This is a genomic window from Streptomyces sp. ISL-43, assembly GCF_018614195.1.
Classification (GTDB): domain Bacteria; phylum Actinomycetota; class Actinomycetes; order Streptomycetales; family Streptomycetaceae; genus Streptomyces.
Genome location: NZ_JAGGOT010000092.1, coordinates 12884 through 27942 on the forward strand (window position 1 = coordinate 12884; position 15059 = coordinate 27942).

Here is a 15059-nt window from a genome sequence, read left to right on the forward strand (position 1 = left end):
ACTACCCCCGCGCGGCGAGTGCCCGTGCCAGATGGGGCGCCGTGCGGCTGCCGGTGGCGCGGGCCACGTCGGCGGGCGTGCCCGCGGCCACGACCCTGCCTCCCTCCGCGCCGCCGCCCGGCCCCAGGTCGATGACCCAGTCCGCGCCCGCCACGACCTCCATGTCGTGCTCCACGACCACCACCGAATGCCCGGCGTCCACCAGGCCGTGCAACTGGCGCAGCAGCACCTGCGCGTCGGCCGGGTGGAGCCCGGTCGTGGGCTCGTCCAGCAGGTACAGCGTGTGGTCGCGGCGCAGCCGCTGGAGCTCGGTCGCCAGCTTGATGCGCTGTGCCTCGCCGCCCGACAGCTCCGTGGCAGGCTGCCCGAGCCGCAGGTACCCCAGGCCGATGTCCGACAGGGCCGCAAGGCTCCGCTCCGCCGCCGGAACCCCGGTGAAGAAGGCGGCCGCCGACTCCACCGTCAGGGCGAGCACCTCCGCGATGTTCAGCCCCGAGTAACGGACCTCCAGGGTCTCGGTGTTGTACCGGGCGCCGGCGCATTCGGGACACGGGGCGTAGGTACTGGGCAGGAACAGCAGCTCCACCGAGACGAAGCCCTCGCCCTGGCAGGACTCGCACCGGCCGCCCGGCACGTTGAAGGAGAAGCGGCCCGCCTTCCAGTGACGCGCCTTCGCCTGAGCCGTCGCCGTGAAGAGGCGGCGGACCACGTCGAACAGCCCCGTGTACGTGGCCAGGTTGGAGCGCGGCGTGCGGCCGATCGGCTTCTGGTCCACCTCCACCAGCCGCCGCACCGGGAACCGCGGATCCGCCAGCCGCTCACCGACCTCCCGTGCGAGCGCCTGGCCCACCAGCGTGGACTTCCCGGAGCCCGACACCCCGGTCACGGCCGTGAACACCCCGAGTGGGAACTCGGCCGCCACATCACGCAGGTTGTGCCGGTACACACCGTTGAGCCGGACGGCCCCGGACGCCTCCCGCGGAGCCCGCCGGCCGGGCCCGTCCTGCCGCGGGTCCCGGAACAGGTAGCGGGCCGTCGCGGAGTCCGCCACCTCGGCCAGCCCCTGCGGCGGCCCGCTGTACAGCACCTGCCCGCCGTGCTCCCCGGCCAGCGGCCCGACGTCCACCAGCCAGTCCGCGTGCCGCACCACGTCCAGGTGGTGCTCCACCACGAACACGGTGTTCCCGGCCTCCTTGAGCCGGTCCAGTACACCGAGCAGCGCCTCGGTGTCGGCCGGATGGAGACCCGCCGACGGCTCGTCCAGTACATACACCACCCCGAACAGGCCCGACCGCAACTGCGTGGCCAGCCGCAGCCGTTGCAGCTCACCCGCCGACAGGGTCGGGGCGGCGCGGTCCAGGCTCAGGTAGCCCAGCCCGAGCTCGGTGACGGGGCCGATCCGGGAGCGCAGGTCCTCCGTCAGCACCCGGGCCGCTTCGCCGCCCCCGCGCGCGGAGGCCAGTACGCTGTCCAGGTCGCTCAGCGCCAGTGCCGCCAGCTCCGCGATGGTGCGGCCGGCGAAGGTCACGGCCAGCGCCTCCGGGCGTAGCCGCCGGCCCTCGCACACCGGACAGGGGGAGTCCGACAGGAACTTCTCGGCACGGGCCCGCAGGGTGTCGCTCTTGCTGTCGGAGAACGTCCGCATCACATAGCGGTGCGCGCTCATGTACGTGCCCTGGTAGGGCCGTTGGATCCGGTCCGCCTCCCGCACGGGATGCACGGTGACCACCGGCTGCTCCTCGGTGAACAGGATCCACTCGCGGTCCTTCGCCGAGAGCTCCCGCCACGGCGCGTCCACGTCGTGCCCCAGGGCCTCCAGGATGTCGCGCAGGTTCTTGCCCTGCCAGGCGCCGGGCCAGGCGGCGATGGCACCTTGACGGATCGACAGATCCCGGTCGGGGACGAGGAGTTCCTCGCTGGTGCGGTGCACCCGGCCGAGGCCCTGGCAGGAAGGGCAGGCGCCGGCGGCGGTGTTGGGGGAGAAGGAGTCGGAGTCGAGGCGCTCGGCGCCCGGCGGGTAGGAGCCGGTCCGCGAGAACAGCATCCGCAGGGAGTTCGACAGGGTGGTCACCGTCCCGACCGAGGACCGCGACCCCGGGGAGGAGCGCCGCTGCTCCAGCGAGACGGCCGGCGGCAGCCCGGTGACAGAGTCGACCTTCGGCGCGCCGATCTGGTGGATCAGGCGGCGGGCGTAGGGGGCCACTGACTCGAAGTAACGGCGCTGAGCCTCGGCGAAGACCGTGCCGAACGCCAGCGAGCTCTTCCCGGAGCCGGAGACACCGGTGAAGACGGTCAGCGCGTCGCGCGGGATGTCCACGTCGACCCCGCGCAGGTTGTGCTCCCGGGCGCCGCGGACGCGGACGTAGGGATCGTGGGCGTGAGGGACGGCGGACGGGTGCATTCGCCCTAGTTTAGTGCCCGGGGTCCGTAGGCAGGCCCGCGAGGTCTGTGAGGCCTGCGAGGCCCGCGAGCCTCGTGAAGGAGTCCAGCAGCGCCACCCGGTCGTAGGTGGAGGTCGTGACCAGGAGCTCGTCCGCCCCGGTCAGCTCCGCGACCTCGGACAGCTCCGCCGCGACCTGCTCCGGCGTGCCGTGGACGTGCCCGGCCAGGGCGCCCTCGTACAGCTCGCGCTCCTTGGGGCCCATGGCGAGGGCTTCGACCTCCCCGGCCGGGCGGAGCGGCGGGAAGCTGCCCCGGGTGCGGGAGTGCGTGAGCGCCCACGCCTCCGGGACCAGGATCCGGCGGGCGGCCTCGGCGGTCCCGGCGACCGCGACCGTCCCGGAGACCACGACGTACGGCCGAGCAGCCCAGACGGAGGGCCGGAACTCCTTGCGGTACCCCTCGATGATCTCCACGACCCGGGCGCGGGCCCGCAGGTCTCCGACCACCAGCGGCAGCCCGGCGCGGGCCGCGATACCGGCCCCCTCGCCGGTGGCCAGCACGTAGGGCGGGATCCGCAGCCCCTCCGCCGGGCGGGCGTGCACCTCCGGATGCGCGCTCTGGGAGCCGTCGAGCCAGCCCAGGAGCTCCGCGAGCTGCTCCTCGAACCGGTCGGCGTCCCCGGTGTCCCGGCCGAGCGCGCGCCGGATCCCGCCCGTGAAGCCGACGGAGCGGCCCAGCCCCATGTCGATCCGGCCGGGGAAGAGCGATTCCAGGACCCCGAACTGCTCCGCGACGACCAGCGGCTGGTGGTTGGGCAGCATCACGCCGCCGGTGCCGACGCGGATCCGGCCGGTCACCGCCGCCACGGCCGCGGCCAGCACGGTGGGCGCGGATCCGGCGACTCCGGGCACGCTGTGGTGCTCGGAGACCCAGAACCGGTGGTAACCGAGCCGCTCGGCGGCGCGCGCGAGGTCTACGGTGTCCCGCAGGGCCTGCGCGGCGGGGTGCCCCTCGCGGGTGCGGGACCGGTCGAGTATCGAGAGTTTCCGGATCACACAGTCCTCAACGTCCGGGGGCCGCCAGGATTCCCGGTCCGCCGCCCACGCCGGAGGAGGCCGGCGGCGCGTGTTTACGCTGGCGGGGTGACCGAGACTCAGAACCGCAGGCCCCTGGCCGTCTTCGACATCGACAACACCCTGGCCGACACCGACCACCGCCAGCACTTCCTGGAGCGCCGGCCCCGCGACTGGAGCGGCTTCTTCGCAGCGGCCCCGGCCGATCCGCCGCTCGCCCGCGGGATCGCGCTCGCCGTGGAGAGCGCGGCCGACTGCGAGGTCGCGTACCTGACCGGACGCCCGGAGCGGTGCCGCGCGGACACCGTCGAGTGGCTCACCCGGCACGGACTGCCCGAGGGGCGGCTGTGGATGCGCGGGAACCAGGACCGGCGGCCCGCCCGGACGACCAAGCTGGAGGTGCTGCGGCGGATCTCGCGGGGCCGGGACGTGCGGATGCTCGTCGACGACGACGAGCTGGTGTGCGAGGCGGCGCGTGCGGCGGGTTTCCGGGTGGTCCTGGCCGACTGGGCGGCGGACGCGCCGGAGCTCAAGGACGCGCAGGAGGGCGAGGGCCGGACCTGAGCCCCGCCTGCCCGAGCCGCGCCCCGGCACCTTGCCCGAGCTCTGCCCGGGCCTGGCCCGAGCCCTGCCGGGAGGTCCGGGTTCCCCGGGCCCCCCGGGGCCTCAGGCCTCTCCGTCGAGCCGGAAACCGACCTTGAGCCCCACCTGGTAGTGCGCGATCTGCCCGTCCTCGATGTGGCCCCTGATCTGCGTCACCTCGAGCCAGTCCAGGTTGTGCAGGGTCTCGCCCGCGCGGGCGATCGCGTTGCGGATGGCCTGGTCGATGCCCTCGTGGGACGTGCCGACGATCTCGGTCACCCGGTACGTGTGATTGGACATGGCGGTCTCCCGACACTGGGTGGCTGTTGCCTTGTTCTACGGTGCCCCACTAAGTCCCTCTCCGCGAACTTTGTGAGAACGATCCGGAGCGAAAGGCCCTTGACCCGCCCATTGGTCCATGCCAATTTCAAGCCATCTGAGATCCATCCCCAGAAGGTGACCTTCGTGAAGATGCGCTTCCTTGCCGTGTCCACCGCTCTCGCGGCGGCGACCGCCCTCACCGGCTGCAGCCTGGCCGGATCGGCGGGAGATCCGCAGAAGGTGACGCTCTGGCTCATGAAGGGCAGCGCGTCGGACGACTTCATAGCGCAGTTCACCAGCAGTTTCGAGAAGGACCACCCCGGCGTCGACCTCGACGTCAGGATCCAGGAGTGGACGGGCATCGGCGACAAGGTCAACTCCGTGCTGTCCGGCAGGAGCGCGGAGAGCGCCGACGTCATCGAGGTCGGCAACACCCAGGTCGCCCAGTACGTCGAGACAGGTGGCGTCTCCGAGCTCACCCTCGAAGCCCTGCGCCTGTGGGACGGCAAGGACTGGCTGAAGGGCCTCTCCGACCCCGGCAGCGTCAACGGCGCCCAGTTCGGCGTCCCTTGGTACGCGGCCAACCGCGTGGTGATCTACAACAAGGACCTCTTCGCGAACGCCGGCATCAAGACCCCGATCAAGACCCGCCAGGAGTGGATCCAGGCCACCCAGAAGCTCGACAAGGGAAGTCAGCAGGGCATCTACCTCGCCGGCCAGAACTGGTACGTCCTCGCCGGCTTCGTCTGGGACGAGGGCGGCGAGCTCGCCGTCGAGGGCGGCGGCCAATGGCTCGGCACCCTCGACGACGAGAAGGCCCTGGCGGGCATGGAGTTCTACAAGCAGCTCCAGGACCTCGGCGACGGGCCCAAGGACGCGGACGAGGAAACGCCCCCGCAGTCCGAGGTGTTCGCCCGGGGCGGGATCGCGCAGATCATCGCCCCGCCCGGCCAGGCCGCCGCCATCGAGGCGGCCAACCCCGCGCTGAAGGGCAAGCTCGGCTTCTTCCCCATCCCCGGAAAGGCCGCCGACAAGGTGGGCGCCGTCTTCACCGGCGGCTCGGACCTGATCATCCCGGAGAAGACGAGACAGCGTAAGAACGCCGTCGACGTCATCACCGCCCTGGTCAGCGAGAGATGGCAGACCGAGCTCGCCCGCACGATGAGCTACGTCCCCAACAAGACCACCCTCGCGCATGTCGTCGAGGGCAACGAGGGCGCCACCGCGATGGCCCCCGGCGCCGCCCAGGGCCGTGCCACACCGAAGTCCGCCCGCTGGGCCGAGGTCGAGGCCAAGAACCCGATCAAGCCGTTCATGACGGCCGTCCTCACCGGCCAGGACCCCAAGGAAGCCGCGAAGACGGCCTCCGACAGCATCAGCAAGGTCCTCAGCTCCGACCGCTGACCCCGGGAGGGCCGGGGCCCCGACCTCCGAGTTCAGCGTTCGCACATCCGAGGGCCGCGAAGCGGTCATGTCGAATCCAGCCGGTCACGGAAGAAGTAAAGGAGCCAGGCCGCACACCTGCCGGCCTGGCTCCCGTGCCCGGACCAGGAGCCGCCATGACCATCGCACCCCTGTCCCCGTCCGCCCTTTCCCCCACCGCTGCCCCGGCGCCGACCTCCATTCCCGCCATCCCCGTACCCGCCCCCGCGCACCTCGTCCCCGCTCCCGGCGTCCCCGCTCCCCGCTACGCCGTACGCCTCGCCCGCCACGAGGACGAGGTGCGCGCCGCCCAGCGGCTGCGCCACCAGGTCTTCGCCGGCGAGCTCGGCGCCCGCCTCGACGGCCCCGAGCCGGGCCTCGACTCCGACTCCTTCGACGCCTTCTGCGACCACCTCCTCGTCGTGGACGAGGAGACCGAACAGGTCGTCGGCACCTACCGGATCCTGCCTCCCGAGCGCGCCGCCGTCGTCGGACGCCTCTACTCCGAGGGCGAGTTCGACCTCTCCGCCCTCGCCCCCATCCGCCCCGACCTCGTCGAAGTCGGCCGCTCCTGCGTCCACCCCGACCACCGCAACGGCGCCGTCATCGCCCTCATCTGGGCCGGACTCGCCCGGTACATGGACCGCTCCGGGCACAACTGGCTCGCCGGCTGCTGCTCGATACCTCTCGCCGACGGCGGAGTCCTCGCCGCCGCCACCCGCGAGAACGTCCTCACCCGCAGCCTCGCCCCCGCGGAGTACCGGGTCACCCCGCACCTCCCGTGGAGCCCCGAGGGCATCACCTTCCCCGGCCGCACGGAACTGCCCCCGCTGCTGCGCGGCTACCTGCGCCTGGGTGCCTGGGTCTGCGGAGAGCCCGCCCTCGACGCCGAGTTCGGCTGCGCCGACCTCTACGTCCTGCTCTCCCTGCGCCGCACCAACCCGCGCTACCTCAAGCACTTCCTCTCGCTCGCCCCGGGCGCATGAGCGCCTGGCTCCCCACCTCGCCCTGCACCCCGGCGGCCTGCGCCGAACACGAGGGCCGCGCCGCGAGCGTGCCGCACGCCGCCCTGCGGCTCACCGCCGCCGTAGCCCTGATCCTGCTCGGGATCCTGGGCGCCCCGCCGCTGCGCCTGCTGCCGGAACGGCCCCGGCACGCGGCGGTACGGGCCTGGGCGGCCGCGCTGCTGCGCGCCTTCGGCCTGCGCGTCACCGTGCACGGCAGCCCCGGTCCGGGCGGCGGCCGCCTGATCGTCGCCAACCACATCTCCTGGCTCGACATCCCGCTCGTCGCCGCCGTCCTGCCCTCCCGGATGCTCGCCAAGAGCGACATCCGGGACTGGCCCGTACTCGGCCCGCTCTCCCGGCAGGCCGGGACCCTGTTCATCGAACGGGATCGGATCCGCGCCCTGCCCACCACCGTCGAAAGCGTCGCCCGCGCCCTGCTCGCCGGCGACCGCGTCACCGTCTACCCCGAGGGATCCACCTGGTGCGGGCGCGCCCGAGGCCCCTTCCGGCGGGCCGCGTTCCAGGCCGCGCTGGACGCGCGGGTGCCCGTGCAGCCCGTACGGATCGCCTACCTGCGGGAGGACGGGAGCCCGGCCGGGGCACCCGCCTTCGTCGGGGACGATCCGCTGACCGCCTCGCTGTGGCGGATCGCGCGGGCCCGCGGGGTGCGGGCCGAGGTACGGCTGCTGCCGCGGATCCCGCCGGGCCGGTACGCGGACCGGCGGGACCTCGCGGCAGCGGCTCAGGCCGCCGTGCTCGCGTCGCCGGCCGAGTCGGGGCCGGAGCCGGATCCTGAGCCGGATCCGGCGTGGCGCCCGGCGGGGCCGCCGCCGACCGGCGTGCCCTCCCAGCCGTCCGCACCCCGCCGCCCGTCCGTACCGATGCCGTCGGCCACCGACAGCGACAGGGCGAAGCGGCCCGCCACATCCGTCCACCAGTGCGTCAGCTCAAGTCCCGCGGACGCCAGCTCCCCCCGGAGCCCGTCCTGACGGAACTTCGCGGAGATCTCCGTCAAGATCTCCTCGCCCGCCTCGAAGGGAACCTCGAGATCCAGTGCCCGGACCTTCACCAGCACCTGCGTCCGAGCCCGCAGCCGCATCTCGATCCACTCGTGCTCCCGATTCCACACCGCCACGTGGGCGAAGTCGGCGGTGTGGAAATCCCCGCCCAACTCCCGGTCGATCACGGCCAGTACGTTCTTGTTGAACTCGGCCGTCACCCCCTGCGCGTCGTCGTAGGCCGCCACCAGCACGGCCTCGTCCTTCACCAGGTCCGTCCCCATCAGCAGCGCGTCCCCGGGCGACAGCATCGCCCGTACGTCCGCCAGGAACACCGCGCGCTCCGCGGGCAGCAGATTCCCGATCGTGCCGCCCAAGAACACCACCAGCCGCGGTCCGGGGGAGTCCGGCAGCCGCAACGGCTTCGTGAAATCGGCCAGCAACGCGTGCACCCGCAGCCCCGGATGCTCGGCGAGCAGCACCTCGGCCGCCCCGGTCAACGCGCTCTCGCTCACGTCCACCGGTACGTACGTGTCCAGCGCGGGCAGCGTCTCGATCAGGTGCCGGGTCTTCTCCGAAGAGCCGGATCCCAGCTCCACCAGGGTGCGGGCACCACTCACCGAGGCGATCTCCTGGGCCCGCTCGAGCAGGATCTCCCGCTCGGCACGCGTCGGGTAGTACTCGGGCAACCGGGTTATCTCCTCGAAGAGTTCACTGCCGCGAGCGTCGTAGAACCACTTGGGCGGCAGCATCTTCGGGGACCGGGTCAATCCCTGGAGCACATCCGCGCGCAGCGCCGTGTCGGCGGCGTGCTCGTCGAGCGTGCGTGTCAGCCGGAAGTCGTTCACTGGGCTTCGTCTCCTTGCTGCGGGGCTCCTCGGTACGGGGCGCCGGTGGGGGTCTCCTTCAGGGAGACGAGGTAGATCCGGGTCCGCGTGGCGGTCAACAGGGTCCCGTCGGGCACCTCGCACCAGCGCGGGTCGTCGTCGTAGGGCTCCGACGCGACCACCACGCGCGGCACGGCGGGATCGGCCAGATACCAGAGGGAATCCCCCCAGGCCGTCGCCGCGATCGCCCGGCCGTCCGTCAACAGCAGGTTCAGCCGGGAGCCGGGCGCGGACTCGAGCAGCCCCCGCACCGACCTGGCGAGCGCCTCACCGAGGGAGTCCCCCTCGCGCAGCCGCCGCAGGACCAGGGCCCAGATGAGGGCCGAGTCCGTGCGGGCGGCCAGCGAGAGCAGTTCCCGGGGCGACAGAGAGGCGGCGATCGGGGCCGCCGCGTCCGGCCAGTCCCGGAGCATTCCGTTGTGGCTGAACAGCCACGGACCGTCCGCGAACGGCGCGGCCGCCGCCTCCCCGTCCGCGCCGGCGCGCGTGGCGTCCCGCAGCGCGGCCAGTACGGCCCCGCTGCGCACCACCCGGGCGAGGTCCGTGAAGCCCAGGTCTCCCCAGATCGGCACGGCCCGGCGGTAACGGGCGGGCACCGGATCACCCTCCGCGTACCAGCCGATGCCGAAGCCGTCGGCGTTGACCGTGCCGTTCCGCTGGCGGCGCGGCTCCCAGGACTGGCGCACGAGGGAGTGCTCGGGCTCGCTGAGCAGCCGTCCGAGGCTCACGGACGGCCCCAGATAGGCGATGTGGCGGCACATCAGCGATCCCCCGCTGCCCGGGCGTCGCGCGCGGTCCGGAAACCGGAGAAGATCTGCCGGCGCACCGGCAGGTCCCAGTTGCGGAAGGTGCCCCGGCAGGCCACCGGGTCCACGGCGAAGGAGCCGCCGCGCAACACCTTGTGCTCCGGCCCGAAGAACACCTCCGAGTACTCGCGGTACGGGAACGCCCGGAAGCCCGGGTAGGGGAGGAAGTCCGAGGACGTCCACTCCCACACGTCACCGATCAGCTGGCGCACACCGAGCGGAGAGGCTCCGGCCGGATAGCTGCCCGCACGGGCCGGCCGCAGGTGGCGCTGGCCGAGGTTGGCGTGCGCCGGCGTGGGGTCCGCGTCGCCCCACGGGTAGCGGGTGGAACGGCCCGTCGCCGGATCGTGCCGGGCGGCCTTCTCCCACTCCGCCTCGGACGGCAGCCTGCGCCCCGCCCACCGGGCGTAGGCGTCGGCCTCGTACCAGCTGACGTGCAGCACCGGCTCGTCCCCGGGCACCTCCTCGGCGGCGCCGAACCGGCGGCGCACCCACGTGCCGCCCTCGCGGTGCCAGAACAGCGGGGCCTCGATCCCGTGCCGCCGGATCTCCTCCCAGCCCGCCGCCGCCCACCACCGCTCCTCGCGGTAGCCGCCGTCCGCCATGAACTCCTGGTACGCGGCATTGGTCACCGGCGCCGTGTCGATCCAGAACGCCTCCGTGTCCCGGACGTGCGCGGGCCGCTCGTTGTCCAGCGACCAGGGCTCGGCCGAGGTCCCCATCGTGAACGGCCCGCCGGGTACGAGGACTTCGGCCGCGGCGGGCGGCGGACCCTGCGGGGGATCCGGCTCGGGCGCCGTCAGCACCGGAGCGCCCTGCCGCAGCTGATGGGTGATCAGCATCGTCTCGTCGTGCTGCTGCTCGTGCTGCGCGGTCATCCCGAAGACGTAGCCGCCGTCCAGCAGGGCCGTGCCCTCCAGGGGGGTGCGCTCCAGCAGGTCGAAGACCCGCCCGCGCACCTCGGCCGCGTACCGGCGGGCCTCGTCGGGGCCCAGCAACGGCAACTTCGGGCGCTCCGAACGGGGATGCTCGAAGGCGTCATAGAGCGGGTCTATCTCGGGGTGCATGGACTCGCGGCCGGCCACGTTGCGCAGCAGCCAGAGCTCCTCCATGTTCCCGATGTGCGCCAGGTCCCAGACCAGCGGTGACATCAAAGGGGAGTGCTGGGCGGTCAGATCCCCGTCGGACACGGCGTCGGTGAGCCCGGCCGTGCGCACCCGCGCCGCGGTCAGCGCGGCGGCGGCCCGCTCGCGCAGGCGTTCCGGGTCGGCGGTCATGGACGTGCCTCCTCTCCGGTCGGCTGCGGGCTCTGCTGCTGCACGGCCCGGTCATCGGCGGGGCAGCGGCCGCGCTTGACGTAGCGGTCGGTGAACTCGGACACCGTGTCCCGGACGTGAGTGCCGGCGCCCAGCCGGGGCAGCGCCTCGGCCGCGGCCCGGAAGCACGCCCGGGCGGCGGCCCGCAGCTCCGGATCGGACAGGCCCTGCCGCGCGGCGGTCCGCCACAGCCGGTTGCGGGGCGCGGGCTGCGCCCCGTAGGAGTCGGCCAGCCCCTTCGCAACCCGGTACGCGGTCTCCGCGGCTTCCGGGTCGTCGAACAGCGCGTGCACGACGGCCACCGGGACCAGCCAGCCGTCGTCGCCGGGCTGGGCGTCGATCATCCGCAGCTCCAGATGGCCGCGGGGCCGTACCGGCGGGAAGAGCGTGGTCAGGTGGTAGTCCAGATCCTCGGCGGTCGGCGGCCGCGGGCCGCCCCCGGAGCGCAGCCAGTCGCGGAACGTCAGCCCGCGCGGCACCGCCCAGGGCGCGCCTTCCCCGTGCGCCCGTACGCACATCACCTCGGTGTCCAGCGCCTGCCGGGTCCACGCGCCGCGCGGCTCCCCGTCCAGCGGCGGGGCAAGGGACCGGCGGGTGTCGAGGTCGCTCCAGATCCCCTGGCGGGCGCACCGCCAACCGGCGTACGGCCCTTCGTGCGCGGGGGAGTTGGCGAAGGCGGCCACCAGTACGGCACCGAGGAGATGGGCCAGGCGCCACCGGCGGCCGTGGCCGAGCGGGCCCGGCTCCTCGTGCCCGGCGTCCACGCACAACTGCACGGACGCGGAGGTGCACATCATGGCGCGCCCGGCGGGCCCGGTGCGGTCGAAGTAGGTCTCCATCGCGTCGTAGCGCGGGCTGGTGAGCATCCGGCGCTGCGGCCGGCGAGGGTCCTGGCCGAGGCCCCGCAACACCAGGCCCTGGTCGCGCAGGGCGCCCCGTACGGCGGCCAGATCGGCCTGGAGGCCGTCCAGGCACCCGGTGAGGGAGGTGGCGGGGGCCGAGCTCAGCTCCAGCTGGCCGCCCGGCTCGACGGTGATGCCGGAACCCAGGGGCAGTGCGCGGGCCGCGTCGTGCGCGGCGGCCAGCCGCTCGTGGGACACGGGCAGAGCGGGGCGCTCGGCGTCGAAGAGGAGCCATTCGAGCTCCGCCCCGAGCAGGCGGGGCGGGCCGGTCTTGAAGCAGATGCCGTGGACCAGATCCTCGGCGGCGGCCTCGGTCAGGCGGGGTGGGTCATGGGGCATGACGGGGCCCTCGTCTCGCGTCGTCGACTGTGACATCACCCGTGCCTACCCGTCCTTTGGGGCACAAATCCCTTGCCGCCGCTTGCGTGGAGCGCCGAAGATCACAGCATGAGCAGCAGGTTGCGCGAGATCGCGCGGGAGAACGCGGAGATCGTGGCGGCCGGTGGGTACCGGACGCGATCGGGGCGGCAGGTGGCGCTCGCCGCCGCCGTGGCGGAGGCCAAGGCAGGAACCAGAATATATGGACCAAACCGAGTCATTCCAGGCGAACCCGTCCCGGTGGGGACCGGCGGAACCGTCGTGGAGGTCACGGGCGAGAGCAGTACGGACGCGGCCCGCAGGCTCGCGGCGGACCACCCCGGGACCGCGGCGGTGGCCGTCCTGAACTTCGCTTCGGCCCGCAATCCCGGGGGCGGGTACGTCCGCGGGGCGAAGGCGCAGGAGGAGGCGCTCTGCCGGGCCTCGGCCCTGTACGAGACCCTCTTGGAGGCCCCGGAGTACTACGAGGTCCACCGCGCCGAGGTCAGCACCTTCTACACCGACCGGGTGATTCACTCACCCGGGGTCCCCGTCTTCCGCGACGACCGCGGCAACCTGCTGGACACCCCCTTCCGCGCCGGATTCCTCACCTCCCCGGCCCCCAACGCGGGCACGATCCGCCGCCAGGAACCGGAACGCGTGCCCGAAATCCCCGCCGCCCTCGTACGGCGCGCGGAGCTGGTGCTGGAGGTGGCGGCCCTGCACGGGTACCGGGGGCTGGTGCTGGGCGCGTGGGGCTGCGGGGTCTTCCAGAACGACCCTGCCCAGGTGGCGCAGGCCTTCCGGGGACTGCTGGCCGGCCGGTTCGAGGGAGTGTTCGAACGGGTGGTGTTCGGCATCCTGGACCGCAAGCCGGAGACGCGGGAGGCGTTCGAGCGGGTGCTGACGGACCTGGTGTGACGGTGGGGGCGCCGGGGCGGCGAGATGCCCGGATGCCCGGATGCCTGCGTGCCGGGACGGCGCGAGGGGCGTACAGAGGGGCGCGGGTCGTGCGCGGCCGGCCCCACCACGCCCCCGCTCCCCGCATTCGGGTGACGGCCGCGGCAAGACCTGGGGCACACCCCCGGTGAACTCGACACTGGTTGTGACCGGACCTGACCGCCGGTGACATCGAGGGGAAGTCGTATGCGGGCGATGAAGTACGTGGTGAAGAGCGCGGTACGGACGACCGTGACGCTCGGCGCGGCCCTGGCCCTGTTCACGGGGCTGTCCGCCAGTGCCCACGCGGCCGGGGGCGAGTTCGGATACGTCAACGTGAACGAGGACGACTTCACCCTGGAGAACCCGGTGAACGGGGAGTGCTTCCTCCTGCTGAGCGGTGCGCGGAAGGTGGAGAACGCCACCAACGCGCGAGCCTCGCTCTTCGCGGAACGCGACTGCGAAGGGCCGTCCGCGCGGGTCATGCGGCCCGGCGAATCCGCACACTTCGGGTCGGCGGCCCCGCACAGCGTGCGCTTCGGCTGAAGGACGGTGGACCGGGCGCGGCCCTGGCGGCCGCGCCTGGTCCAGGCCGGCTACCGCCAGCCGTACCGCTCGCGCAGCCGGTCCACCACCAACTGGAACCGACCCCGGTCCAGGGCACAGGCTTCGCGCCGCATGCCGGCCTCGTGTACGCGCAGCACCCGGTCCACATCCACCCAGGACTCCCGGCCGGCGCTGTCCCAGGGCCCGGTCCCGATGGGAACCCACTCCCGGTCGTGATCGTGCCGCTTGCTGGACAACTGCACGGCCAGGAGCGTGCCGCCCTCCTCGCGCGCCACGACGAGCACGGGGCGGTCCTTGCCCCGGCCGTCGTTCTCCTCGTAGGGGACCCAGGTCCACACGATTTCACCGGGATCCGGATCCCCGTCGCGATCGGGGGCGTACGAGGTCTGCACCGGCCCGATGACATGCGGATCGGCCTCGGCGGTCGCGGCGTCCCCGTCGCGGCCGGGCTGCTCGATGGAACCATTGCTGTGGTGGGAAAGTGCCGTCATTCGGGCGAGGTTACCGGGTAGCGGTGCCGGGGAGAGGCGATCGCGGCGGGCCGGACGGGGTGGGATTCGGGGGCTGCGGGGTGGGGGCCTGTGCTGCGGGCGGGTCGGGGGCTTTGACGGTTGGGCGGGGGTGTCGGGCTGGCCGGGCACCGAGTCGGGTGGGGCTTTGATGGGTGCCCGTGGGCGTCCCGGTAGTCCAGTGTCCTTCCGTGCCGGGCCGGTCCCTCAAGGGCGCTCCTTCGTCGCGTCGCTTCGCGATGGCCTTCGGCCCCCCTTGACCGACCGTCCCGTCCCGGAACAACACAAGACTTCCGGGATCCCCCCGGGGGATGGCCGGGGGGATGGACGTGGAGGGGCGGCCTTGTTGGTGTGGCCCGTCTGGGGCTTTGAGGCGCGTCAGATCGCTACACAGTTCCTCTCGGCTTAGCGTCCGGCCCCCGTCTGTGGCCGTTGCCGGATACAAGCCGCCCAGGGGCAGTATTTTGCCTCTGTCGCGACGCGACTGCGGCCTGCCTGTGGCCGTTGCCGGATATGGGCCGCCTATGACCTCTATTTGCCCCTGTGGCGACGCGACTGCGGGCCGGATCCCTCCACGACCATCAGATAGTCCCTTTTGTTCCGGTTTGGCGACCATCTGAGGGTCAAAGGATCAGTTCTCCGTCGCTATGGACGAAGGGATCGTCGCTGGGCGACATCAGGTGCCCTCCGGGCCGTGTGCGGCTTATGTCCAGCCCCAGACGGCCGCCGGACGCTATGCCGAGAGCGACTGTGTAGCGATCTGACGCGCCTCAACGCCCCGGATGGGGATCTGGTCGTCCATTGATGGGTGTTGGGCGGGCGGAGCACTGGAAAGGGGCGCGGCGGCCCCGGCTGGATGGCTGGCTCGCCCCGGGCGTGGCCTCTGACCGTCAACTCGCTCCCGACCGTCAGAACTCTGGCTGACCGGCGGAACGGTGCTCGATGGGCCCCTGATCCGGCCGTCCCTCCACGTCCATCCCCCCGGCCATCC

The 15059-nt window shown here is 72.9% G+C and carries 13 protein-coding genes and 1 pseudogene; 6 read left to right on the forward strand and 8 right to left on the reverse strand.

Going from position 1 to position 15059, the window contains the following annotated elements; all coding sequences use genetic code 11:
- Nucleotide 1: 1 nt before the first annotated feature.
- Together J7F03_RS37795 and J7F03_RS37800 are read right to left on the reverse strand one after the other, a co-directional pair.
- The gene (locus tag J7F03_RS37795; RefSeq protein ID WP_214957671.1) at nt 2–2401 is read right to left on the reverse strand and encodes an excinuclease ABC subunit UvrA; all 2400 of its coding nucleotides are present in this window, start codon (nt 2399–2401) and stop codon (nt 2–4) included.
- Between the two features lie 10 nt (nt 2402–2411).
- On the reverse strand, nt 2412–3437 hold the full coding sequence (locus J7F03_RS37800; protein WP_214957672.1) for an LLM class flavin-dependent oxidoreductase: 1026 nt from the start codon (nt 3435–3437) through the stop codon (nt 2412–2414).
- Nucleotides 3438–3524: 87 nt separating this feature from the next.
- On the opposite strand from J7F03_RS37800, the gene J7F03_RS37805 reads away from it, so the two are divergent.
- Entirely contained in the window at nt 3525–4019 is a 495-nt protein-coding gene (locus J7F03_RS37805) for a hypothetical protein (RefSeq protein WP_214957673.1), read from the forward strand.
- A 102-nt stretch (nt 4020–4121) separates the two neighbouring features.
- On the opposite strand, the gene J7F03_RS37810 is transcribed toward J7F03_RS37805, so the two are convergent.
- Nucleotides 4122–4337: a dodecin gene (locus tag J7F03_RS37810; protein WP_214957675.1), complete on the reverse strand. Its 216-nt coding sequence runs from the start codon at nt 4335–4337 to the stop codon at nt 4122–4124.
- A 165-nt stretch (nt 4338–4502) separates the two neighbouring features.
- Here J7F03_RS37810 and J7F03_RS37815 point away from each other — a divergent pair, with 165 nt between their 5' ends.
- The 3 genes and pseudogenes from J7F03_RS37815 to J7F03_RS42500 form a co-directional block, all read left to right on the forward strand.
- Entirely contained in the window at nt 4503–5762 is a 1260-nt protein-coding gene (locus J7F03_RS37815; RefSeq protein WP_214957703.1) for an extracellular solute-binding protein, read from the forward strand.
- A 155-nt stretch (nt 5763–5917) separates the two neighbouring features.
- Nucleotides 5918–6766, forward strand: a complete 849-nt coding sequence (locus J7F03_RS37820) for a GNAT family N-acyltransferase (RefSeq protein WP_214957677.1) — start codon at nt 5918–5920, stop codon at nt 6764–6766.
- A pseudogene (locus J7F03_RS42500) lies at nt 6763–7293 on the forward strand (lysophospholipid acyltransferase family protein); the annotation flags it as partial. The gene J7F03_RS37820 and the pseudogene J7F03_RS42500, both read left to right, overlap by 4 nt.
- Nucleotides 7294–7529: 236 nt before the next feature.
- Here J7F03_RS42500 and egtD read toward each other — a convergent pair.
- Genes egtD through egtA form a run of 4 tightly spaced genes read right to left on the reverse strand, consistent with a single transcriptional unit; the run spans nt 7530 to nt 12071 of the window.
- Nucleotides 7530–8633, reverse strand: a complete 1104-nt coding sequence (gene egtD / locus J7F03_RS37830; RefSeq protein WP_214957679.1) for an L-histidine N(alpha)-methyltransferase — start codon at nt 8631–8633, stop codon at nt 7530–7532.
- Nucleotides 8630–9433, reverse strand: a complete 804-nt coding sequence (gene egtC / locus J7F03_RS37835; protein WP_214957682.1) for an ergothioneine biosynthesis protein EgtC — start codon at nt 9431–9433, stop codon at nt 8630–8632. The genes egtD and egtC overlap by 4 nt, the downstream gene beginning before the upstream one ends.
- Nucleotides 9433–10755, reverse strand: a complete 1323-nt coding sequence (egtB, locus tag J7F03_RS37840; RefSeq protein WP_214957684.1) for an ergothioneine biosynthesis protein EgtB — start codon at nt 10753–10755, stop codon at nt 9433–9435. Before egtB ends, egtC begins: the two co-directional genes overlap by 1 nt.
- Nucleotides 10752–12071: an ergothioneine biosynthesis glutamate--cysteine ligase EgtA gene (gene egtA, locus J7F03_RS37845; protein WP_374104449.1), complete on the reverse strand. Its 1320-nt coding sequence runs from the start codon at nt 12069–12071 to the stop codon at nt 10752–10754. The genes egtB and egtA overlap by 4 nt, the downstream gene beginning before the upstream one ends.
- A 72-nt stretch (nt 12072–12143) precedes the next feature.
- Here egtA and J7F03_RS37850 point away from each other — a divergent pair, with 72 nt between their 5' ends.
- Entirely contained in the window at nt 12144–12974 is an 831-nt protein-coding gene (locus J7F03_RS37850; protein WP_214957688.1) for a TIGR02452 family protein, read from the forward strand.
- Nucleotides 12975–13199: 225 nt separating this feature from the next.
- A complete protein-coding gene (locus J7F03_RS37855; protein ID WP_214957690.1) occupies nt 13200–13538 on the forward strand; it encodes a hypothetical protein in 339 nt (112 codons plus the stop codon).
- 50 nt (nt 13539–13588) lie between these two features.
- On the opposite strand, the gene J7F03_RS37860 is transcribed toward J7F03_RS37855, so the two are convergent.
- Nucleotides 13589–14050 (reverse strand): type II toxin-antitoxin system PemK/MazF family toxin, encoded by a 462-nt coding sequence (locus J7F03_RS37860; RefSeq protein ID WP_214957692.1) that lies wholly within the window; start codon nt 14048–14050, stop codon nt 13589–13591.
- Nucleotides 14051–15059: the final 1009 nt, after the last annotated feature.

Coding starts and splice junctions, on each gene's coding strand:
- J7F03_RS37810 (WP_214957675.1), bottom strand. CDS start 4,337: ATGTCCAATCACACGTACCGGGTGACCGAGATCGTCGGCACGTCCCAC.
- egtA (WP_374104449.1), bottom strand. CDS start 12,071: ATGTCACAGTCGACGACGCGAGACGAGGGCCCCGTCATGCCCCATGAC.
- J7F03_RS37795 (WP_214957671.1), bottom strand. CDS start 2,401: ATGCACCCGTCCGCCGTCCCTCACGCCCACGATCCCTACGTCCGCGTC.
- egtB (WP_214957684.1), bottom strand. CDS start 10,755: ATGACCGCCGACCCGGAACGCCTGCGCGAGCGGGCCGCCGCCGCGCTG.
- J7F03_RS37860 (WP_214957692.1), bottom strand. CDS start 14,050: ATGACGGCACTTTCCCACCACAGCAATGGTTCCATCGAGCAGCCCGGC.
- J7F03_RS37820 (WP_214957677.1), top strand. CDS start 5,918: ATGACCATCGCACCCCTGTCCCCGTCCGCCCTTTCCCCCACCGCTGCC.
- J7F03_RS37850 (WP_214957688.1), top strand. CDS start 12,144: ATGAGCAGCAGGTTGCGCGAGATCGCGCGGGAGAACGCGGAGATCGTG.
- J7F03_RS37855 (WP_214957690.1), top strand. CDS start 13,200: ATGCGGGCGATGAAGTACGTGGTGAAGAGCGCGGTACGGACGACCGTG.
- egtC (WP_214957682.1), bottom strand. CDS start 9,433: ATGTGCCGCCACATCGCCTATCTGGGGCCGTCCGTGAGCCTCGGACGG.